At 32.3% G+C, this 23,696-nt stretch carries 18 protein-coding genes; 6 read left to right on the top strand and 12 right to left on the bottom strand.

Annotated elements, in window-relative coordinates; genetic code table 11:
• Positions 1-73: 73 nt before the first annotated feature.
• The 4 genes from parE to F5ESL0233_RS03610 all read left to right on the top strand — a co-directional run bounded on the left by parE (position 74) and on the right by F5ESL0233_RS03610 (position 6,595).
• Positions 74-2,029 (top strand): DNA topoisomerase IV subunit B, encoded by a 1,956-nt coding sequence (gene parE / locus F5ESL0233_RS03595; protein ID WP_199692572.1) that lies wholly within the window; start codon positions 74-76, stop codon positions 2,027-2,029.
• A gap of 21 nt (positions 2,030-2,050) precedes the next feature.
• Complete coding sequence (gene parC / locus F5ESL0233_RS03600; RefSeq protein WP_122058775.1) at positions 2,051-4,504, top strand: DNA topoisomerase IV subunit A; 2,454 nt, start codon at positions 2,051-2,053, stop codon at positions 4,502-4,504.
• Positions 4,505-4,660: 156 nt separating this feature from the next.
• Positions 4,661-5,596 carry a LysR family transcriptional regulator gene (locus tag F5ESL0233_RS03605; RefSeq protein WP_122058777.1) on the top strand — a complete coding sequence of 312 codons (936 nt, stop codon included), beginning with the start codon at positions 4,661-4,663 and terminating at the stop codon, positions 5,594-5,596.
• A gap of 69 nt (positions 5,597-5,665) precedes the next feature.
• Positions 5,666-6,595 (top strand): manganese-dependent inorganic pyrophosphatase, encoded by a 930-nt coding sequence (locus F5ESL0233_RS03610; RefSeq protein WP_122058779.1) that lies wholly within the window; start codon positions 5,666-5,668, stop codon positions 6,593-6,595.
• A gap of 88 nt (positions 6,596-6,683) precedes the next feature.
• Here the strand turns inward: F5ESL0233_RS03610 and F5ESL0233_RS03615 are convergent, their stop codons facing one another.
• Complete coding sequence (locus F5ESL0233_RS03615; RefSeq protein ID WP_090091921.1) at positions 6,684-7,043, bottom strand: helix-turn-helix domain-containing protein; 360 nt, start codon at positions 7,041-7,043, stop codon at positions 6,684-6,686.
• Between the two features lie 1,333 nt (positions 7,044-8,376).
• On the opposite strand from F5ESL0233_RS03615, the gene xerS reads away from it, so the two are divergent.
• Positions 8,377-9,459 (top strand): tyrosine recombinase XerS, encoded by a 1,083-nt coding sequence (gene xerS / locus F5ESL0233_RS03620; RefSeq protein WP_122058781.1) that lies wholly within the window; start codon positions 8,377-8,379, stop codon positions 9,457-9,459.
• A gap of 31 nt (positions 9,460-9,490) precedes the next feature.
• Here xerS and F5ESL0233_RS03625 read toward each other — a convergent pair whose 3' ends face one another.
• The 3 genes from F5ESL0233_RS03625 to F5ESL0233_RS03635 form a co-directional block, all read right to left on the bottom strand.
• Positions 9,491-10,126 (bottom strand): NUDIX hydrolase N-terminal domain-containing protein, encoded by a 636-nt coding sequence (locus F5ESL0233_RS03625; protein ID WP_090091925.1) that lies wholly within the window; start codon positions 10,124-10,126, stop codon positions 9,491-9,493.
• Positions 10,127-10,147: 21 nt separating this feature from the next.
• Entirely contained in the window at positions 10,148-11,026 is an 879-nt protein-coding gene (locus tag F5ESL0233_RS03630) for a DegV family protein (RefSeq protein WP_090091927.1), read from the bottom strand.
• Between the two features lie 77 nt (positions 11,027-11,103).
• Complete coding sequence (locus F5ESL0233_RS03635; RefSeq protein ID WP_090091929.1) at positions 11,104-11,511, bottom strand: MarR family winged helix-turn-helix transcriptional regulator; 408 nt, start codon at positions 11,509-11,511, stop codon at positions 11,104-11,106.
• Between the two features lie 280 nt (positions 11,512-11,791).
• Between F5ESL0233_RS03635 and F5ESL0233_RS03640 the strand changes: the two genes are divergently transcribed.
• Positions 11,792-13,480: an NFACT family protein gene (locus tag F5ESL0233_RS03640; protein WP_122058782.1), complete on the top strand. Its 1,689-nt coding sequence runs from the start codon at positions 11,792-11,794 to the stop codon at positions 13,478-13,480.
• Between the two features lie 99 nt (positions 13,481-13,579).
• Here the strand turns inward: F5ESL0233_RS03640 and F5ESL0233_RS03645 are convergent, their stop codons facing one another.
• The 8 genes from F5ESL0233_RS03645 to F5ESL0233_RS03680 all read right to left on the bottom strand — a co-directional run bounded on the left by F5ESL0233_RS03645 (position 13,580) and on the right by F5ESL0233_RS03680 (position 23,695).
• Positions 13,580-16,756 (bottom strand): carbamoyl phosphate synthase large subunit, encoded by a 3,177-nt coding sequence (locus tag F5ESL0233_RS03645; protein WP_122058784.1) that lies wholly within the window; start codon positions 16,754-16,756, stop codon positions 13,580-13,582.
• A 3-nt stretch (positions 16,757-16,759) separates the two neighbouring features.
• Positions 16,760-17,812: a carbamoyl phosphate synthase small subunit gene (locus tag F5ESL0233_RS03650; protein ID WP_122058786.1), complete on the bottom strand. Its 1,053-nt coding sequence runs from the start codon at positions 17,810-17,812 to the stop codon at positions 16,760-16,762.
• Positions 17,813-17,816: 4 nt separating this feature from the next.
• Positions 17,817-18,725, bottom strand: coding sequence for an RluA family pseudouridine synthase (locus tag F5ESL0233_RS03655; protein WP_090091937.1), 909 nt, complete (start codon positions 18,723-18,725; stop codon positions 17,817-17,819).
• The gene (lspA, locus tag F5ESL0233_RS03660) at positions 18,709-19,182 is read right to left on the bottom strand and encodes a signal peptidase II (RefSeq protein ID WP_090092234.1); all 474 of its coding nucleotides are present in this window, start codon (positions 19,180-19,182) and stop codon (positions 18,709-18,711) included. The genes F5ESL0233_RS03655 and lspA overlap by 17 nt, the downstream gene beginning before the upstream one ends.
• A gap of 7 nt (positions 19,183-19,189) precedes the next feature.
• Positions 19,190-20,866, bottom strand: a complete 1,677-nt coding sequence (locus F5ESL0233_RS03665) for a formate--tetrahydrofolate ligase (RefSeq protein WP_122058787.1) — start codon at positions 20,864-20,866, stop codon at positions 19,190-19,192.
• A 154-nt stretch (positions 20,867-21,020) separates the two neighbouring features.
• Positions 21,021-21,356, bottom strand: coding sequence for a hypothetical protein (locus F5ESL0233_RS03670; protein WP_090091941.1), 336 nt, complete (start codon positions 21,354-21,356; stop codon positions 21,021-21,023).
• Positions 21,349-22,578, bottom strand: a complete 1,230-nt coding sequence (locus F5ESL0233_RS03675; protein WP_122059243.1) for a metallophosphoesterase — start codon at positions 22,576-22,578, stop codon at positions 21,349-21,351. Before F5ESL0233_RS03675 ends, F5ESL0233_RS03670 begins: the two co-directional genes overlap by 8 nt.
• The gene (locus F5ESL0233_RS03680; protein ID WP_122058789.1) at positions 22,565-23,695 is read right to left on the bottom strand and encodes a class I SAM-dependent RNA methyltransferase; all 1,131 of its coding nucleotides are present in this window, start codon (positions 23,693-23,695) and stop codon (positions 22,565-22,567) included. Before F5ESL0233_RS03680 ends, F5ESL0233_RS03675 begins: the two co-directional genes overlap by 14 nt.
• Position 23,696 lies beyond the last annotated feature (1 nt).

The raw sequence follows: 23,696 nt of genomic DNA on the forward strand, positions 1-23,696 counted from the left end.
TCTTATTCTATCAAAGATTGTTTAGTGTGAGAACAGAACAAAAATAAATGATTAAAAAACTGGAGGAGTTTATTTGGTTAAAACAAATAAAAATATAAATTCATATGATGATTCGTCAATCCAGATTCTTCATGGTTTAGAAGCTGTACGTAAAAGACCAGGAATGTATATTGGATCGACTGACATTCACGGTTTAAACCAGTTAGTTTATGAAATCGTTGATAATTCAGTTGACGAAGCTATGGCTGGTTTTGGCCAAGAAATTGATGTAACCATTCACGGTGATAACAGTGTGACTGTGCGTGATTTCGGACGGGGGATGCCTACTGGCATGCACAAGTCTGGTAAGCCGACGATTGAAGTGATATTGACTGTTCTACATGCCGGTGGGAAGTTTACCGAGCAGAATTATAAGACTTCTGGCGGGCTTCACGGTGTAGGATCATCTGTTGTCAATGCTCTTTCTAGTTATATGTGTGTAAAAGTAGTGCGTGATGGCATATTGTATGAAGAGGAATTTACTAATGGTGGTCATCCTGTTGGTAGTTTAAAGCGCCTTGGTAAAACTAAGGAACCAACGGGTACTACTATAACTTTTAAGCCAGATGAAACCATTTTTTCAACTACAAAATATAAGTATGAAGCTATTCAAGAACGAATTCGGGAGTCTGCTTTTTTACTAAAGGGCGTTCGTTTTGTTTTAAATGATGAACGTGAACCTATACATCATGATGACTTCAAGTATGATAACGGAATTGAATCTTTTGTATCATACCTTAACGAAGGCAAGGATACATTAAATAATGTCTTTTACTTTGATGGAAAACAAGATGAAATTGAAGTCGAATTTAGTGGTCAATATAGTGATAGTTATTCTGAAAGTCTTGTTTCTTTTGTAAATAACGTGCGTACAGCTGATGGTGGAACACATGAAGTTGGCGCCCGAAGTGGCTTTACGCGAGCATTCAATGATTATGCTAAAAAGCAAGGTTTACTTGGTAAAAAAGATAAAAACTTGGATGGTTCGGACTATCGTGAAGGTCTAAGTGCAGTATTGTCAGTAAAAATACCTGAAGAGCTTTTGGAATTTGAGGGCCAGACTAAGGGAAAACTGGGTACCCCACAAGCTAGATCAGTAGTTGACGCAATTGTTTATGAAAAAATGTCTTACTATTTAATGGAAAATGGTGAGCTGGCTCAAGAATTGGTTAAAAAGGCCCAGCGTGCAAGAGATGCTCGCGAAGCTGCAAAAAAAGCGCGTAATGAAAGTCGAAATGGTAAAAAAAGACGTAAAAAAGAAGTATTATCAGGTAAATTAACCCCCGCCCAATCTCGTAATCCGAAAAAAAACGAGTTATTTCTTGTCGAAGGTGATTCTGCTGGTGGTTCCGCTAAACAGGGGCGTGATCGTAGATTTCAGGCAATATTACCTTTGCGCGGTAAAGTATTAAATACGCAGAAGGCTAAATTGCAAGATATTTTTAAAAATGAAGAAATTAATACTATGATCTATACTATCGGTGCAGGTGTGGGAGCTGAATTTAAAGTTGACGATTCTAATTACGATAAAGTAATTATTATGACGGACGCTGATGATGATGGTGCTCATATTCAAATTTTGCTATTGACTTTTTTCTATCGGTATATGAGGCCAATGATTGAACATGGCAAAGTATATATTGCCTTACCACCTTTATATCGCTTACAAAAAGGACATGGTAAAACTAGACGGGTTAAGTATTCTTGGACGGATGAAGAATTAGCAATTGATGAGGAAAAAATTGGCCGTGGCTATACTCTGCAGAGATTCAAGGGATTGGGTGAAATGAACGCTGAACAATTATGGAAGACAACGATGAATCCTGAATCTAGAATGTTAATTCGAGTTAAGATTGACGATGCGGCATTAGCTGAACGCCGCGTAACTACTTTAATGGGTGACAAGGTTGATGCTCGGCGTAAGTGGATTGAAGAGAATGTTAAATTTAGAATGGGCGAAAGTGCATCAATTTTAGAAGAAAATGAGTAGAAATAAAGAGGTTTTTGATTAATGGCTACAAATGAACGAATTCGTGAAATGCCGCTTGAGCAGGTTATGGGTGAACGTTTCGGACGATATTCGAAATATATCATTCAAGAAAGAGCATTGCCAGATATTCGTGATGGCTTAAAACCAGTACAAAGGAGAATCCTTTATGCTATGTATCTGGACAATAATACTTATGATAAACCGTTTAAAAAGGCTGCTAAAGCTGTAGGTAATATCATGGGTAATTTTCATCCTCATGGTGATAGTTCAATATATGGTGCTTTAGTTCATTTATCCCAAGACTGGAAAATGCGTGAGACTCTGATTGAAATGCATGGTAATAATGGATCAATGGATGGTGATGGTCCAGCAGCTATGCGTTATACAGAATCACGTTTGAATAAGATTTCTAATATGCTTTTACAGGATATTGACAAAGATACTGTCAATATGGTACTTAATTTTGACGATACAGAATATGAGCCAACTGTTCTTCCGGTTCGTTTTCCTAATTTATTAGTTAATGGATCTACTGGAATTTCATCAGGTTATGCTACTGAAATACCCCCGCATAATTTAAGCGAAGTAATTGATGCTACAATTTATTTATTGAATCATCCTAATGCTAGTTTGGATGAATTAATGCAATTTGTTAAAGGCCCAGACTTTCCTACAGGGGCAATTGTCATGGGGCAAAAAGGACTTCAAGAAGCATATCAGACTGGACGCGGTCGAATTCAAATTCGAGCAAAATCAGTGATTCAAGAAATTCGCGGTCATCGGGAAGAAATTGTGGTTACTGAGATACCCTTTGCAGTTAATAAGGCTCTATTAGTTAAAAAAATTGACGAAATTCGGCTAAATAAAGAAATAGATGGTATTGCTGAAGTTCGTGATGAAACAGATCGTCATGGACTATCAATCGTAATTGAACTTAAAAAGGGTGCAGATGCTCAAAATATTTTAAATTATTTATTTAAAAATACAGAACTACAAGTTTCCTATAACTTCAATATGGTGGCAATTGATCATATGACACCGGTACAAGTTGGTCTGAAACATATTTTGACGTCCTATTTAGAGCATGAAAAAGATGTTGTTATCAAGCGGACTAAGTATGACTTAAATAAAGCTGAAACACGTTTAGAAATAATTCAAGGCTTAATCCATACGATGGATATCTTGGATGAAGTAATAAAAGCAATTCGTGCATCTAAAAATAAGGCCGAAGCTAAGAAAAATTTAACTGCTAAATTTGCTTTCACTTCAAGACAAGCAGAAGCAATTGTCTCATTACAACTATATCGTTTAACTAATACCGATGTAAATGCATTAGTTGCAGAGCAAAATGATTTAAAAGACAAAATTTCCCGTTATCGTGCACTACTGTCAGATGACAAAATTTTACAAAAAGAAATTATTAAAGAATTATCAACTGTTAAAAAAGAATTCGGAAATCCCCGAAGAACAGAAATTTCTACAGAAACAGCTCAAATTAAAATTGATGAAAAGGCACTTCTGGCTGATGAACAAGTACGAATTTTAATTAGTCGTGATGGTTATTTAAAACGATCCTCTTTACGATCTTGGCAATCAAGTGATGATGAAGATAATGGATTACCAGATGGCGATCAAGTTGTGTATGAAAAGACAGTGTCAACTTTAGATAATTTATACTTGTTTACTAACCGTGGTAATGTGATTTATCGTCCAGTAAATGAACTTGTTGAAGCAAAGTGGAAAGAAACCGGTCAGCATTTATCACAAGAAATAGGCTTGAGCAGTGATGAAGAAATTATTCGGGTGTTTTCATTTAGCAAATTAGATGAAGACGTAAATTTTGTGTTAGCTAGTACAGATGGCTATATTAAGCAAGTAAAATTAAAGAATCTACCACCAACTAGGACCTACCGTTCACGTGCAATGGTTGCAATGAAAATGAAAGGTGATACCAGTACCATAGTAAGGGTTGACTTAGTTAAGCCAAATGAAAAATTCGAGGTCATTTTATTTACTCATGATGCCTACGCTGTTAGATATGATCTCAGTGAGGTACCAGAATTGGGGGCGAAAGCGTTAGGCGTTAAATCAGTTAACCTAAAAGCCGATGACTTTATTGTTTCATATACACTAATTCCTTCTAATTACATTAATTTAGTTCGAATAGGTATAGTTACACAGCGCGGTGCCTTTAAACAAATTAAGGCTGATTTAATTAATAAAATTTCTAGAGCTAAAAGGGGTGTACTTGTACTTAGAGAACTTAAGTCGCACCCACATAAAATAGCTTCTTTGGTCTCATATGGACAAGAACATGTATTAGTAATAACTACAAGTAGTAAAAGACAAATCATGGTAAAAACCAATGAATTTCCATTAAGTGATCGGTATTCTAATGGATCTTTTGTTGTTGATACTACAAGCGATGGGGTGCCAATAAGTTTAAAATTAGGTAGGCCTTTGAATTATAGTTAAATAGTTTTTTATTTATGATTCTATTTATATATATTTATTATTTTGCACAAGTTATTTAATTATTTATAAAATATACTTTGACACAGAGCCGTTTTTGATTGATAATAGCATATAAATGTAAGCTATATTATTGTTAAGATAGAAGGAATAATTTATATGCCTAAAATGGATGCTATTCTCTCAAGTAAATCTCTACACTATTTTTTACAGTTAATAGATACAATGAATTATACTCAAGCAGCACAAATTTTGGGAATTACTCAACCAGCATTAACGCAGCAAATCAAAAAAATTGAACATGCAATTGGGACTCCTTTGTTTGGACAAATGGGTAAAAAACTATATCTTACTGAAGCAGGAAAGCAATTACAAGTTGGAGCAATTAAACTTTTGGGAACTATGAACTCTGTCGTAAGTGATATTCAGGAGTTTACCCAAGCTGATCGAGGGAATATTGCAATTGGAGTTTTAGAAAGTGTTAATTGTGAGTGGTTACAAAGGTTCTTAATTAAGTTTAACCAGAAATACCCTGATATTACTATTAATCTTAGTTGCTTTAATCGTAAGGATTTGTGGTATAACTTGGATAATAATTTGATTGATTTGGCAATTTTATATATTCCAGATGTTGCTAAGAAAAGCCAGGCTAGCTTGAATAATCAATATGAACAAATGAAAATTAATGATGAACGCTTAATAATTTTGACGCATCTCGCTAATTTAGAAGCTGGTGAAGCATACCCAATTTCTACGTTTACTAAACAAAAATGGGTAGCATATCCAGATGGATTTTTTTTAACTCAACTAATGAAAGAAAAATTTGAAAGCAGAGTTAATATAAAAAAGAAATTGGATATTTCTATGAGCTTTTCATCAACAGAGCAGCTAGTAGCAACAGCTATAGCAACAAACTACGATACATTTGTTAGTCATTCGTATTATCAAGCTCACAAAAATGACATTAATTTAACTCCAGTCTTTTTAAAAGATGACAAGAAGTTCCTTACTTCAATAGTTTATCGAAAGGGTAAAAAAGACGTTCCTCGAGTCGCTAATATTTTAGCTGAATTTAAGCAATTCTTACCTAAATAGGCTTTATTGAATAGGAGTTATTAGGTAAACTAATTATGTACAATAATTTATAGAAAAAGAGGAAAATTAATGGAAAAAGAGCTAGTTTTTGGTCATCAAAGTCCGGATACGGATGCTATTGGTACAGCTATTGCTTATTCATTTTTACAAAATAAACTGGGTTATAATACTGAAGCAGTGGCATTAGGTGAGCCTAATGACGAAACTATGTTTGCATTAAACAAGTTTGGTTTTCAGGCACCTAGGGTAATCAAGACCGCTGCTAATGAAGTTGAAAAAGTAATGCTAGTTGATCATAATGAACCACAACAAAGTGTTTCTGATATCGATAAGGTAAAAGTTACCCATGTTGTTGATCATCATCGAATTATGAATTTTAACACTAGTTCACCGCTTTTTTATCTTGCTGAGCCAGTTGGCTGTACAAGTACAATTGTTTGGAAGTTATATAAACATTTCGCAATTGCTATTCCGCAAAATATTGCTGGAATTATGCTTTCTGCTATTATTTCTGATACTTTACTTTTAAAATCACCGACTACAACTGAAGATGATTGTAAAGCAGTAAAAGAGTTGGCTAAAATTGCTAATGTTGATTATGAAAATTATGGGCTTGCAGAATTAAAAGCAGGCACAAATATTGCAAGTAAGTCAGAAGATGATCTAATTAAGTTAGATGCGAAAACTTTTGAATTGAAAGATAAAAAAGTTAGGGTAGCTCAAATTAATGTAGTCGATTTACCTGAAGCAATGGGACGTAAAGCTGCTTTTCTAAAGGCAATGGAGTCTGCAATAGCTACCGATCATTATGATTTATTTATGTTACTTATTACGAATGTATTGGATTCTAACTCAACTGCAATAGTAGCAGGATCTAGTGAAGCACAGCAGCTATTTGAAAAGGCATTTGGACAAATTATTGATTCGGAAATCAGTTTACCAGGTGTAGTTTCACGTAAAAAACAAGTTGTACCACCACTTACAAATTCATTTAGTTAATAATTATTTCAAATTTTAAAGATTAAAAAACACGAGTAGGGAAGTAATCCCGCTCGTGTTTTGATTTACGTTTCTAAATTTAAATAAATTATTCTTTGTTAATTTCTTTAGCCAGAATAATAAAAGATTTACACACTCTTTCAGCCTTTTCTGGAGACATTTTTCTTAATTCATTGAGAACTTTTTTAATGAATACAGGTGTATTATCCTGATGGTTCTCAACTTTAACTTCCTTAAATCTATATGCGTTCATTATGATATCAGGTGTAGTAGTATTCAAAGCTCTAGCAATAGAATCAAGTTTTTGAATACTGATATTTTGATTTTTAGTACGCTCAAGACGAGAAATAAAGTTTACAGACAAATCACTCAACTCTGCCAGATCCTCCTGCGTCAACTTCTGTTCGCGTCGACGACGGCATATTTCTTTTCCTAAATTTATACTCATGGAATAAATTCAACCCTTTCAAAAAATATAATTCCATATTCCATAATAACAGATTAATTATAGAATTAAACAATAAAACAAAAAAATTATAAATAAAAACAATTAATTTCAACAAATCTTTAAAACATCAAAGTCGATTGTTGAAATAATAGTTTTAATCTATACTCCAGATAGTATTATAAGACAAATACTAAAAAATATAAATAATAAAGTTTCAACTAATTAAACTTAAAATGAAAAAATATAAGTTTTAAAATATTATTTCAAGTCTGAATTTCCTTTGATACTATAGCCAAAAAGTTTAAATTATAAAAACAACCTTTACAATTAATGATAATATATAAATTAGATATAGAAACCGCTTTACATATACTTAGTTAAGAAAGTATATGTAAATTGATAGTAAATATTTTTAGATAAAATACTATCTAAAAATATTTGATAATAAAAAATAATAAAAAAAAGTAAAAAGCAATATTTTAAGGTCTATAAATAAAATTCTTATGTGTACATGAATTATTTGTATAGGGGAATAGTAGTAGCTAATTTGTAAGTTAAGTTACTAGTTCATTAATAACTTCGTATAATATATATTATGTAAAGTAAGAACTAAAATTAAACCATCAAACGGAAACACACTAATTAATTAAAAAGGCAGCGCTAAAACTTAACACAGTAATCAGCAAACCGGTTTAGCTGAATAATCAATCAAAAGTAGCAAATAAACTTTTCTTGTTTTGCCAGTTTCTAAAAAGAAGCAAAAATCACTTCTCTTACTACAGTGAAAAAGACTTGTTTATGACAATCATATCAAAGTAAAATTATAGTTTTTAAGAGCATGAATTTTAGCTGCAGTGCCAAAAACTAAAATGCTAAAGAGAATAATTTAGAAATGAATATTAACTTTAGCATGCAAGCAAAACTGATAACACTTTTAAGGCAAGTTGCTAGTGAGTTATTAAAATCTAAATAAGTAGTTAATTAAGTTCATGCAAAATTCACTTTAGAATTAATTGGTACAATTGCAGCTAGAAAATGCGTGTAAGTTGATCTGATTTTTTCTAATGTATTACATGTGTATTACATGCAAAGAACGTATTGAAACCAGCAAAAATTTTTGCTCATTGGCTTTATTACAACCATAATGTTTTCTCAGCTTGCTTTCATTAAAACTATAATTTTAATGAAAGGTAAAAAACAACAGCAATAAGGTTTTTTTACTTTTCTACCTAATGAGAATAATTTTATATATAAATGTTTTCAAAATCCAAACAGACATTCTTATTTTGCTTTATAATTTAACTAAGATAAATTTATTTAGGAGAAAATAATATTGGAAACAAAAAAATATTTGGACTTAATTGAAGATGAATTAACAAAAATGCCTGACTTTGTCCAGGAATACAATTTTGGTACTAACCATTCCTTAGCAACTACCTATCAATATTTAACAGAAATTCGCAGATTTTTTGATTGGTTACGCAAAGAAGGAATTTCTTCTGCTCAAAAAAATAGTGATATTACAACTACTACTTTAGCTAATTTACATCGTAATGACATTATGCTTTATATCAATTATCTAGGTCATGTTAAAAACCAACAAGGTCATTTAAATTCACCTACAACAATCAATCGCTCGATTAACGCCCTACGCTCACTTTTCAAGTTTTTGACCATTACTGCAGATAATAATGACGGCCAACCTTACTTTGAGCGAAATGTGATGCTGAAAATTGACTCCCTTAATAATACTAAGACCCTTAATTATCGTGCACATATTCTTGAATCTCATATGTATATTGGAGACTTAAAATACCAATTTTTAAATTATATTGAGAACAACTTTGAAAAGCACTGTAATCCTCATGCCCTCCCCTCCTTTAAGCTTAACAAGGAGAGGGATATGGCAATTATTGCCGTAATTTTAGGGACAGGAATCAGAGTTTCAGAATGTGCGGGTATTAATATATCCGATTTAAATTTAAAGAAAGCAACTTTAGACGTTACTAGAAAAGGCGGTCAAAAAGATAGTGTGCCAATAGCCGAATGGACGTTAACTTATCTAGTTAAATATCAAAAAATACGTAGCCAACGTTATAAAGCAACCAAAAAAGAAACAGCGTTTTTTCTTACTAGGTGGCACCATCAAACGCGTCGAATGACAACTAGCGCAATTGAAAAAATGGTTAATAAGTACTCGGCTTCATTTGGACACCCACTCACCCCACATAAGCTGCGTCATACTCTTGCTTCAGAACTTTATGGAGTTACTAAAGATCAAGTTTTAGTTGCACAGCAATTAGGTCAAAAAGGTACATCAGCAACAGATTTATATACACACGTTGACCAACATAAGCAACGTGAAGCCCTAAATAAAATCACCCAAAGTAATAATTCAAATAATAAAAAGAGCTAGTAATCATAACTAGCTCTTTTTATTATCGTTATTAAAATCTTACTTGCCAACTAGAACCAGCCTGCGCAGCATTGAAACACATTTTAATTTCATCTTCATTAGTTTTATTTTGTGAAAGTGGAGGAAGATTATTTAAATTGAAGTAAGCACTCTCGCTTGTTTCAATATTGGGTGTGAAATTTGAACTTAATTCGCGACACAGAAAAATAACATTACACACGTTGACTAGCCTTTTAATACGCTGTTTATCATGAATGGTAGTTTGACTATCATTAATTGCAATTAGATAATCAATTGCAATATCACATCCGGCTTCTTCTTTTGCTTCTTTAATGCAGTTATCTTTTACCGAAAGATTAGGTTCACACCATCCTCCAGGCAGGGACCAACAGTTGTCTGTGGTTTCTTTAACCAACAAAATCTGCTTATTTTTAAAAATTGCTGCTCGTGTGGCTAATTTAGATGTTTGATAGCCATCTTCACTACTGAAAATTTCTTTTACTTGTTTCAGTGGTAATCCGGTTTTGGCAGCCATCATTTCGGTAGCAATTAATCTAATTTGTGTATACCGTTCTATATCAAAACAATCATTGCCATATTCTAACCCATTTTGGGCAATATTTTGTAATTTTAAGGTCCAATTTAAAAATTTATCTGTATTGTCCATTTTTAATCCTTAAAATATTTTTTATTTAGTTAAATCAATTTTATCAATATCAATCATCCAGCCAATTGCAAATGATTTTTCGCCTAAGTGAGTTGCAATTCCTGGACTAAATTTAGTAATTGAAATGTTTTGCCCAGGAAAGTTTTCTTTCAAAAAGACTTTTGCTTCCTCTACTTGACTACTATCATTTGAATCAATAATAAATAATTTGATTTTATCTTTGTATGGAAGTGTAGCAATTTTGCTTAAAATTAATTGCTGCATTTTCGTAAAAGCACGTTTCATTGATCTAATTTTATCAAAAGCCACAATATTTCCGTCTTTAAAAGTTAAAAGTGGCTTTATATTAAGCATTGAACCAATAAATGCTTCAGCATTACTTAAGCGACCACCTCTTTTAAGGTTCTGCAAATCGTTTGGTACAAAAATTTCATCAATTGTGCCCCTGATCTCTTCAAGTCGTTTAAGTATTGTATCTAAGTCGACCCCATTTTTTATCATTTTTGCGGCAGCTAAAGTAAGTTCTCCTTGAAGACGGACCGTCATTTTAGTATCAATTGCATGTAAGTTGTATTTGGGATTATTTTTCGAAATGTTACACAAAGTATGATAGAATCCAGAAATTCCACTGGATAAAGTAATTGCAATAATTGCTTCATATCCATCATAATGTAGTCTTTCAAAAAGACTAATTAAATCACCCATACTTGGTTGAGACGTTTTGGGAAAATCTGCCCCATTCTTTTGCATTTCAAAGAGTTGTTCAGACGTAATGTCAATATTTTCTAAATATTCTTTATTACCAATAATAATGGGTATTGGCAAAACAATAATGTTATTATCCTTTGCTTCTTGTTTAGTTATAACGCTAGTACTATCAGTAACTAATGCAATCTTCATCTAATTAACCTTTCGCTGTATATACAATATAGAAGATTATAGCATAAAAATAATGAGGTTACGACTAATAGTTAAAATCATTTTGAACCTTTTGTTTTTTGAATTAATTTAGTAAACACCTGGTTAAACGTGTCAATTTCATTTTCAGAAAATCCAGTTAGGAAAAATTCTTCTATATTTTTGACGGTACTCCTTAACTCAGCAATTTTTTTAATGCCATGCTCATTTAAATGGACAGTTTTGCTTGAATCGCTTTCCGAACGAGTAATTGTAATAAGGCTTAATGTCTTTTTCTGTTGTAGTTGTCGGCTTAAAGTTGATAAAGAAATTTTAAGCTTTTTTGCCAAATCACCCATTTTTTGTTCTTTATTGTCATTGTGAGCAAAATAAAGCAACAAACGAGTCTGAGAAAGGTTAAGACCGCACTTGTGCTTAATCTCCTTTTTAATAGTTTCGGAAATTAAATCGAAAGATAAAATGTCCATATAAACCTACCTTTTCTTTTAAAATCAATAATAAAAACAATTTATACAACTTTTAATTATTTGTGAAACATTATCAAATAACCTATTAGCGAATGATTATAGTTTATCGATTAATATTCTAAAAATCTAAAATCAGTATACCAGCTTTTTTAAAATAATGCTTGGCAAAAATTACAAAACATTTATATATGCACAAAAGTAACTTATTTTCAGATAATGATTCTTATACTTATTGCGGTATAATTGATATGATTAATATCGTATTTTTGAGGTGATACTTATGGCATATGATGGCTTATTCATTCATAGTTTGTTAGGTAATGTAAAAAAGCTTTTGGTTGGTGGACGTTTATCGAAAATTTATCAACCATTTGAGCATGATTTAATTTTAATTTTTAGAAAAGAAAGAAAAAATCGCCAACTGCTTATTTCGGCAAATGCGCAATATCCCAGATTTTATATAACTGACCAATCGATTAATAACCCAGATAAGGCTCCTACTTTCGTAATGGTACTAAGAAAATATCTTGAAGGCTCTATTTTGCAATCAATTAAACAAGTTGGTGTTGATCGAATCATTAATTTTTATTTTAGTAATCGCAACGAATTAGGCGATCAAGTACAACTTGTTTTATCAGTTGAATTAATGGGTAAGCATAGTAATGTTATTTTATATAATCAAACAAGTGGACGAATTATTGATTTACTTAAACGGATAAATCCAGAAGAAAATCGGGTGCGTTTACTCTTACCTAAGGCTAAGTATGTTTTACCGCCACTTAATCCAGGGATAAACGGCTTTGAGATAACATCAGCTGAATTTAAGGCGGAAATTAATAAAATAGCACCAGCTGAATTTGTACAAAAGGTTAATGGACTTGATCGTGATGATCGTAATGAATTACTGGGCTATTTAACAGATGATTATTCTTATTCTTCGTTTATGACTTTTATAAGTCAATTTGATAAGAGCAGAGCATATATCTTAACAACTAAAAATAATAAACGAAAGATTTTCCCCTATCTTCCCTATCATCTTGATTTGCTTAAAGAAACTACTGATGATAACTTTAATCATGCACTTGATGAATTTTATCGCTATCAATCAAATCATGACTGGGTTAGACAAAAGTCAACGCAGGTCGAACGAATTATAAAGAATGAGCAAAAAAAATTAACAAAAAAAATAGTTAAATTACGCAAGCAGCTTGAATTGGCTGAAAACTCTGAAGGCTACCGAATCCGAGGCGAAATTTTAAATGCTAATTTAGCCCAAGTAAAGCCAGGAATGACCAAAATTAAGCTTCCAAATTATTATGATAATAATAATTTGATTTCAATTACACTTGATGTTGCAGTGTCTCCTGCCCGTAATGCGCAGAAATATTTTACACGCTATAAAAAAATGCGTGACTCAATTAAGCATGTCAAAGAACAAATCCAAATAGCACAAAATAACTTACTTTATTTTGATTCAGTTCAAACAGCAATTGATAATGCTGAACCTCAAGATATTGATCAAATCATTGATGAATTAACTAGTCAAGGATATATTAAACCAATATCGACGAAAAAGCGGCGTAAAAAGATAATAGAACAGAGCTTGAATAAATTCAAACTCTCCTCAGGCAAGCTTGTTTTAGTGGGTAAAAATAATTATCAAAATGATTGGTTAACATTTAAAAAAGCTAATAAGCAAGATATATGGTTTCATGTAAAAAACATACCCGGTTCACACGTGATTTTACAGGATTCTCAGCCCTCAGAAACTGATATCATAGAGACAGCTGAAATTGCAGCCTACTTTTCTAAGGCAAAAAACTCTGCTCATGTACAAGTTGATTTTGTTAAAGATCAACGGGTTAAAAAGCCCAATGGTGCAAAACCAGGCTTTGTTATATATACTGGCCAAAATTCGATTGAAGTTACGCCGCAAAAAGATAGAGTTTTAAGTAAAAGAATAGACTAATATTTATTAAAAAAAGTTGATAAATCAATGTTTATAACAAGATTTATCAACTTTTTGCTTCTTCTTTAAGATCTTTAACTTTGAAGACGGAAATATTTGCTATATAGGCAAAGTAGTTAAGGATAATGATTCTAAAACTTCCAAAATCAATTCTGTAGTTTCAATACTTGAAAAAACTGGAATATGAATATTTAGAGCAGCATCACGAATTCTAATTGCGTCACCACTTGCTGTATCAGATAAATCAGTAATATTAATAATCATTACTATTTTATGCTGATTTATTTTATCTAATAAATTATTTTCGTTGCTATATACTTTAGTGATTACACCTGTTGTTATTCCTGCTTCAGCAAAATTATTAGCTGTTCCTTCAGTAGCAACGATTTTAAATCCAAGTTTATAGAATCGTTTAGCCAATTCAGTCATTTTCTTCTTATCTTGATCTCTTACTGAGATAAAGATGGTACCGTAACTAGGAATGCGTAGCCCACTTGCCTCGTAACCTTTATATAGAGCTTTTGCTAACTGCGTGTCCCTACCCATTACTGAGCCAGAAGATTTCATCTTAGAGTCGAAAGTATTATTACTTGAGTAATTAATATAAGAAAAAACTGGCATCTTAACATAAATGAAATTATTAGACGACCATATTTTATTTTTATAGGCTAATTCCGACAGATTATGACCACATAATACCTCAGTTGCATAAGCTGTAATATCTTTATTCAATGCCTTAGACAAAAATGCTATATTATGCCCAGCATATGGTTTGATTTGAAGCAAATAAATATCTTTATTAACAATTAAGAAATGTAGTGTGAAAATACCACGCATTTGTAGTCGCTTAATCAAATTAATTGTGTACTCAATAAGAAGTTTTTTGCTGATTTTGGACAGATTTTGCGGCTTAAAAACTGCAATCGAGTCTGATGCATGAGAGCCCGTTTGTTCTAAATGCTCAATAATGCCTGGAATTGTCACATCTTTGCCATCTGAAATAGCTGTAACTTCATATTTGTTTCCTTCAATAAAGTGTGACAAGGTAATTTTAGCTAGTTTATTTTCTTGCAAATATTTTTCTAAAGCAGGCAGATCATAAACAACAGCTGACTTTTGCTTGATATTTTCATTATTATAGCCACCTATTAAAATCGGAAAGTTCTGCTCTTTAGTAAAATTAGCTACTTCTTGTTTATCAAAAGTAGTTAATAATTGATTCTGCCTTAATGATTTTAAAGGTGTTTGCAGAATATTATTAATTTTTTCTTTTGGGTCAAGAGTATTATTACCCAATACATTCAGACCATATTTGGTTAATTTTTTACTTAATGCACTAACTTCTTTTCCAGAAAATTGTAGCAGAACATCCTTTATGGCCTCTTTTTCTGCAATATCTAGAATGTTTTCTAGTGTAATCGGTTCAAAGTAAATTTTATCAGCATTTTTATAATTAGCTGAAACAGACTCATCATTATTTGAAATTAAAACTATAGCATAATTATTATTATGTAAAACTTTGATAGCATGACTAATCATATAGTCAAATTCACTAGTTACGGATACTTGTGATGGTAACATACCAATAACTAATACTTTTTTATCGGCATTCAGAGGCTGTAACTCATCTTGGATGCTGTAGGCACTATAATATGCATGAACTCTAGGTTTATAGACACCAGCTGAACCATCAATTTGCAAATAGACAGGCTTTAGATGGATCTTTTTAAAGTGTTTGTATAGCACACTTTCTTTTATTTTCGTCAAATTAGAAATTAACGCATTACCAAAACCATATTTTTTTGCCGTAAGCAATAAATTGTCAGTAACTTCATCTTCAGCTAATTGCTGACCAATCTTAACGATATGCTCCAATTTTTGGTAATAAACAGGATGAATATATACAATATGTTGTAATTCCTGATAAGTAAAGCCTTGATAAATTGCTGCTAAAAGCTTGATTATATGCAATTCATTTGGATGATTTAGGTCAAAAATAATTTCAGCTTTGTCTTTAATTTTTTCAGCTTCAAAAACTTTTAAAGCCATTTCACTATTAATAGATGAAGCTAGTCCCTTTAAAAAGGCAGATTCAAAATTTCGTCCAATACCGATTGTTTCACCACTAGCTTGAGTTTTATTACTTAAATCATAATGATTACTTCCAGACTGTGTTAATGACCAAAATGGCATTCTTACAGTCACTTTATCTTGTATTGGTTCAATAGCAGCATTTAAACCGGTCATCGGATCAATAATCTCGTTTAGATTATAGCCCACAGCTATTTTACAAACAATATAGCCAATACTATAAAGACAAGTTTTTTGTAACCACAGAGCACTCCGCGTTAGTCGAGGTTTAATGGTTAAAATCTTTACTGTGAATTCATTGCCTTGATGCTTTACCGCAAAGTGAATATTTAAAATACCAACGATTTGTAAGCAATCAGCAATTTTTTTAGCAATTAGTCGAATTTTTTGGACTTGGTCATTATTTAAAGTTAAAGCTGGCATTACAGCAGCTGAATCACCTAAGTTGACGGCAACTGGTTCAATTGTATCAGCTAAACCAGTAAATAAAATATTACCTCGATTATCACGTATTACATTAACAATAACCTCTTCCCATGAGGAAAGATCTTCAATTAAACGATAATTATCATGTAAAGCAATTTCATTTTGTTGCTCTTTTTTTAAATAATCACTCACTTCTAAGGAATTTTTTAAAATAATATGTTTATTATGTAAATAAGAATTATCTTTAATTAATAATACTGGAAAAGTAACTTGTTCCTTTAATTGTTGTTCTAGTTTATCAAATGCAAAATCAGTCATTTCCCAGTATTGATTTGCAGTAATTTTATTTCTTTCTAAAAAAGATGTCATATCCTGTTGGGAATTAAGTTTTAAAGCCTGTTCATTTAAGGCGAGCAAACGTACTCCCATTTGCTTAAGAATACCATCATGAACTAATTCACGTGTTACTTTAAGTCCAGTTGATGAACCATAAGCTGAAATAATTGCATCAGGCTCTTCCATCCTAATTATTCTTTTAAGAAAATCAATTGTCATTGGCTCCAAATAAACGGTTACACCTGGTTGTTTATCAGTAGAAACAGTTGCAGGATTGGGATTAACTAAAATAACGTTAATATCTTCTTCTAAAAGTGCACCGATTGCATCAGACATTAGGATATCTGTTTCCGACACACTACCAATTAATGTAGGACCTGATCCAATAATTAAAATTTTATCTAAATCATTTTCTAAAGGCATGCTTTACCCCATCATCTTTACAAAATCATCAAAAATTTGTAGTGCATCTAAACTACCCGGAGCACCTTCAGCATTAAAAGCTGTAGCAATTGCTTTGTTTTTAGTGCTGAAACCAGCTAGTAGTTGACTATGTAAATCATAGTATTTTTGGTCTAATTCAAGCTGGACACTATTTGGTAAAACTAAACAATCAATATTCATTGCTACTTGCCAAATTTGCTTTGTTAAATCATTAATTATTGGATAATTTGTGCCATTATATGCTTTAGGTAATTCCACTAATTGAAAATTCAAGTAATCACTAAGTACGAGAAAGCCTAGTCCAATTCCCCAGATGGGATACTCGCCATAAAAATTATCTAAGATAGGTCTAAGCTCACCTTGAACTTCTTTAACTTTACCAGGCCCACCAGAGATAATAATACCCTCAGGTCGTAAATTTTTGATATCTGGTACAGCAGTGTTATATGGCAAAACAGTTGCATTAATCTTTCTTAATGATAATTCTCGGAGCATTGAATGTTTAAGACCAAAATCAATAATAGCTACACTTTTACCAACATTTGGTACAGCATATGCATTTTTAGTTGAGACAGACGCAGACCTATTTTTTGGCAAAACTAGTGCTTTAATTTGATCAAAGGCATGTTCGTCATTAGTATCCATAATAGATGCTTTAATCGTTTTAGCTTTTGTTAATCGGTGAACTAAAGCCCGTGTATCAATATTATAAATTGCTGGAATATTTTTTTCTTTTAAAAAAGAATCAAGGTCTTGAAAGTTTTCATTATCTGAAATATTTAGAGCAACATCGTTAGCAATTATGCCCTTAACAGTAGGATTAATGCTTTCATAATCAATGGCATTAATTCCATTACCACCAATCATGGGTGTAGTAAAAACTAGAATTTTTCCAGCATTTGTAGGATCTGTAAGCGCTTCTTGATAACCGAAATTACTAGTTTCAATGGCTAACTCGCCAGTTGAAATAATTGAAGAACCAAGACCTTCACCAGCTAGTGAACTGCCATCTTCAAGAATTAAATATCGCTTCATCTCATCACATTTTTTCCTTTAGCTCGGCTAATCTTTCCGTAAAGATGGTTGGTGGAGCAACTTTAAACTCTAACCATTTATCAGTGCTGGGTTGCATGAACCCCAAAACTTGCGCATGTAAAAATTGACCGTTTCCTTGTAAGGTATTCTTTGGACCATATAATGGGTCACCAGCTACAGAATGACCAATATATGCCAGATGGACTCTAATTTGGTGTGTCCGCCCAGTTTCTAGTTGACAACTTACTAAGCTATAGCCCTTAAATTGTTCTAAAACTGTAAAATGTGTTATAGCTGGTTTACCATTATCAACTACAGCCATTTTTTTACGATTAAGTCGATCACGTCCAATAGGCGCATCAATTAAGCCGGATTGCTCGTTAAAATTGCCATGAACAATTGCTAAATACAATCTTTTGTTACTTTTACTAGCAAGCTGTTTTTCTAAGCTAATTCGTGCCTTTTGATTTTTGGCAACCATTAATAAGCCCGAAGTATCCTTATCAATGCGATGAACAATCCCTGGACGAAAACCTTCAGGACTACTTGCTAAATCTTTTGTATGATATAAAAGTGCATTTACTAAAGTGTGATTGGGGTGACCGGCAGCAGGATGAACTACCATACCTTGTGGTTTGTTAACTACAATTACATCTTCATCTTCATAAATAATGTCCAGTGCAATATTTTCTGCAGTTACTGCTAAAGGGGCTAATTGTGGTACAGTGACTGATATTCGATCTCCCGTTTGAATTTTATATGATACTTTTTCTTTTTTATGATTGACCATAATTCGTTCATCCTGAATCAGCTCTTTAATTCGAGTCCGTGATAACGAACTAATTTTACTTGCAATAAATTTATCTAATCGGCCCTGTTCTGTATTAACTTTGAGTTCATAATTTTTTTCCATGCTCTTTTTCACTTTCATCAAGAAATAGTAGATAAATAAATACCAAAACTATCCCGACTGTTATAGCAGAATCAGCAATATTAAATATATTAAAGTTAATAAAATCGAGTTGAATCATATCGATTACATATTTCAAATGAATCCGATCAATTAAATTGCCGATAATTCCTCCCAAAACTATTGCTAGACCCAATTTCATTAGTTTACTTTGATTTCGTCTTTGAAAAATATAATATAGACAGATTAGAATAGCTATTACACTAATAATATAGAAAAGCCACATTTGACCAGTAAGAATGTTCCAAGCAGCGCCATTATTTTGAATGTAAGTTAATGAAATAACATTAGCTAAAACTGGACGTATTTCCCCAATTGAAAAATTGTGGGCAACAAAACCTTTTAGAGTTTGATCAGCAACAACAATTAATAACGAAATTATTAAATAAACAAGTTTCATATATTTTTTAGAATAAGCCACTAATTTTACCATTATTATCAACATCAATATCTAGTGCCGCAGGATGCTTCGGTAACCCTGGCATATCTAAAACATGGCCAGTGGTAATTACAATAAAACCAGCACCATTTTTTAAACTAGCTCCTGTAACATGCAAAGTGAAATCTGTTGGTGCTCCTAATAATTTTTGGTTATCAGTAAAGGAATATTGAGTTTTAGCAATAATTACTGGCAACTTATCTTTACCAAGCTTTTCTAGTTCCCGAATATCATTTTCGGCTTTTTCAGAGTATTCAACTTTGCTAGCATGATAAATGTTAGTAGCGATTTTATCAATTTTTGTCTTAACTGAATCGTCTTTTTCATAAGTTGACACGAAATTAGACTGATTGGAGTTAGCTAAATCAACGACTGCTTGAGCAGCTGCAATTCCACCTCTTGATCCTTGCTCATGATAATCAACAACGAGAGCTTTAATTCCCTGTTCAGCTACCAACTTTTGTAATAAATTGAGTTCTGCAGGAGTATCAGTTGCAAAATGATTAATTAAAACTATTACTGGCACACCATAATTACGCATATTATTCATATGACGCTCTAAATTTTTAAATCCAACTTCTAATGCTGTAAGATTTTCATCATCTAAATGATCTGTGGTTCCTTCTGCTTGATATTTAAGTGCACGAACAGTAGCAACAACAACACAGGCATCAGGCTTTTTAGCAAGATTATTTGAAACAAAGTCCATAAACTTTTGCCCACCTAAATCACTACCAAAACCAGCTTCTGTTAATACATAATCACTTAAATGCAAAGCTAAATTAGAAGCAATAACGGAGTTAGCCCCATGAGCGATATTGGCAAAGGGACCACCGTGAACTAAGGCTGGAGTATGTTCAATAGTTTGTACTAAATTAGGTTTAAGTGCATTAGCCAATAGAGCTGCAATAGCTCCTTCAAAACCTAATTCTTTTACATAAACAGGTTGGTCTGTTTTGGTATAGCCAACTAGCATTAAACCAATTCGCTTTTTCAAATCATCAATATCAGTAGCTAAACATAAGATGGCCATTAATTCATTGGCAACTGTAATGGCAAAGCTTGATTTGTGTTCTATACCATTAAACTTAGACCCCTGACCAATAGTTATGTTACGCAAACTACGATCATTTACATCAATGCCCCGTTTTAACAAGATTCTTTCTGGGTCAAGATTAAGTTCATTGCCTTGATATATATAATTATCGACTAATGCAGCTAAGGTATCAATTGCCGCAGTTAACGCATGCATATCGCCAGTAAAATGAAGATTTATATCCTCCATTGGAATTACTTGTGCACGACCGCCTCCGGTTGCCCCACCTTTTAGACCAAAAACAGGTCCCATTGAAGGTTCTCTAAGTGCAATTAAAGTTTTTTGATGGAGTTGATTATTAATTGCGTCTCCTAAGCCAATTGTCATAGTTGATTTACCTTCACCAGCTGGTGTAGGCGAAATCGATGTAACTAAAATCAATTTTCCCAAATGATCTTGAGCCATACTTCTGTTAATGGCAGACCATTTTATCTTAGCTTTATTTGAGCCATATAATTCTATATCTGCTAAATTTAAACCAATTTTAGTTGCTATTTCGTCAATAGGTAGTGAATGTGATTCTTGCGCAATTTGAATATCTGATGTCATTGGGCATACTTCTTTCTATAAAAAATTATTTGTCCTATTACTTAATTGCATCTTCGAGATTAGAATTTAGGTTCCCCCTTTGACTTAATAAATTAATTATAGCAAAAATATAAGCTTGTGTATCTTAATTATTAACTAACTGAGAAATTCTGCTTTACCTTCGTTCAATGCGCAAAAGATGATATTTTTTAAAATTATCTATTTTGACTACATAAATTGAAAAACAATGCCATTTATTATTAATTTGTGGTACTGATTCTAGCTGCGTTTTCACCTTAAATGGTAATTTGAAAATATTCCCCTTCCAATAGGAAGTTAAAAATGTATAGATAACAAGAAAAATAAATAGAATTCCCCAAGCAATTGCTGACCAGTTGATAGTTTTAGTGCCCTCGTAGGTAATAATTAAACTCAAAAAAAGAACAATAAGTAACCAACTATAGTAAATAATCCCAACGTTACCTAAAATAATAAAATGTTTTTTATTCATTTTGCTTCTCTTTAAAATTAATTTGTATATTTAGATTACTGTGATCAGTTGTATCAAATAATGTCTGCAAATATCGACCCAGTTTTGGTTGATATTTAGTCAATAGCCGATATTGCTCAGAATTATAAAGTTGAATTAACTTTTTTTCATTGATATGATTGTGTCCGGTAAAATAATTATAATTTGCTTCAATAAAAAATTTATTTATTTTTTGCCCAGAATTTTTATCTTTTTGCGTCATATTATGGGTTAGATTTTTTAATTGTATATCTTTAAGATAATTATGAAAATGGGTTAAAATATAACTTTTTTGTTCTTCTGCAGATAAGTATGGTCGCATATTAAAAGTTTGGCGCTGATATCTAATTTGATTTTTTTTGACTTTTACAAGACCATAAGCTTGATCAAAGGAACAAAAACTAGATGTAACTATTTCAGTAGTTGGAATATTTGGCTGTGGTTTTACAATGTTTTGTGCATGAATATGTCCAGAAAAAGCTAACTTAACATCATATTTTTGGCAAAGCTGACTTAATGAACTAGCATTATCGATAACAAATCCACGATTAACTGCAGGATTATGAACGTATAAATTATGATGCATAAATAAGAGCGGATATAAATTATGCTTTTGGGCAAATTTTAGCTGTTTTTCAAGCCAAGCCAACTGCATTTCGCCTATAAAACCAGCTGTTACTGGTGACCGCAAAGCTTCTTTTTGACCATATATATTAGTGTCAAGCATTAACAACAAGTATTGTGGATTTAACTGAATGCTGTATGCTAATGAAGAAGAATCTGTTGCCCAAGCATGATCATAAGATTCATGAAAAATATTGCGCCAATCAGTGGGACTAATTTGTTTTGTATAAAGTTGCTGGTCATTGCTAAAAGATCGCGCCCAGCCATCAAAAATATCATGATTTCCTGGTAATAAAAATAGTTTGGTGTCAGTTAAGCTACTAAAAATTTTTTGAAATCTTTGTGCTGATAATAATTCGCCATTAAAAGTGACATCGCCAGTGACAATAATTGCTGCTGGTTTTTTTTCGTTTGCAAATTTGCAAAAAGCTCTAAGAGCAATTTCTTGATATACCAAATCTTTGCCTTGGCTAGTACTTTGAATTTGCTTGAAGGCAGGTCCATTATCATGAAGTTGATTAGCAATTAAATGGGTATCAGTAATCACCCAAAATTCAGTATCTAGTTTATTTGTAATCATTTTTTGCCCAATATTGATAAAAATCAACACGTAAGTTGCCATTAAATAACTTACGTTTTTTAGTTGCTTTTTTGCCAAAAAAACTTTCGAAATTGGGATCACCAACTAAATAATATTGACTAAAACTATCATATTTTAGTAAGTTTGACCCCATTTGGGTGTATAAGGCCTCGGCCGATTGTTTATCTTTTAACCTTTTCCCATATGGAGGATTAGCAATAATCACCCCATTTTTTAAATCGGTTGCTAAATCTTTAACAGCAACTTGCTTAAAGTAAATATCTTGTAATACACCAGCATTGTTAGCATTTAACTTAGCAATTTCCAAGATGGATTGGTCAATATCGCAAGCCCAAATTGGGGCTGCTAGTTTTTTGATTTTACTTTTTGCTTCAATTAATAAGTCTTTATGTAATTTTGCATCAAACCAATCAAAATTATCGAAAGCAAATTTTCGCCATGATCCGGGAGCAATATTTTTCCCAATTAGAGCAGCCTCAATTGCTAAAGTACCTGAACCGGTCATTGGATCGATTAGCGGATGACTTCCGTCAAACGGAGTCAACTTTATTAAACTTGCTGCAAAATTTTCTTTCAGGGGTGCGCCACCATGCTCAATGCGATAACCACGTTTAAAAAGACTGTCACCACTAGTATCAAGTGAAATACGGGCAGTATCTTTATAGAGGTGAATGTGTAATGGATAAAAATTACCACTTTCTGGTAAAAAACCACGGCGATGATATTGATCGGACATTTTGTTGACGATTGCCTTTTTTACAATGGATTGAATACCTGGCTCAGAGTGCAATTTTGAGCGAACAGACCGCCCTTGCACTGGAAATTTAGCATCAATAGGTAAAATTGTTGCCCAATCGATATCATATACTTGATTATATAGTGTATCAAAATCAGTTGCTTTAAATTCTTTAAGTAAAATTTTTACGCGATCAGCTGTACGAAGCCAAAGATTGGTTTTAACGATATCTGCTTGAGTTCCCTTAAAAAATACACGACCATTTTCTGTAGTAGTTTCATAACCTAGTGAATGTAATTCTTTAGCCACAACACTCTCAAAACCGGCACCCATTGTTGTATATAATTGATATTTTTTCATT

The sequence above is a fragment of the Lactobacillus sp. ESL0233 genome (assembly GCF_003692995.1).
GTDB lineage: Bacteria > Bacillota > Bacilli > Lactobacillales > Lactobacillaceae > Lactobacillus > Lactobacillus bombicola.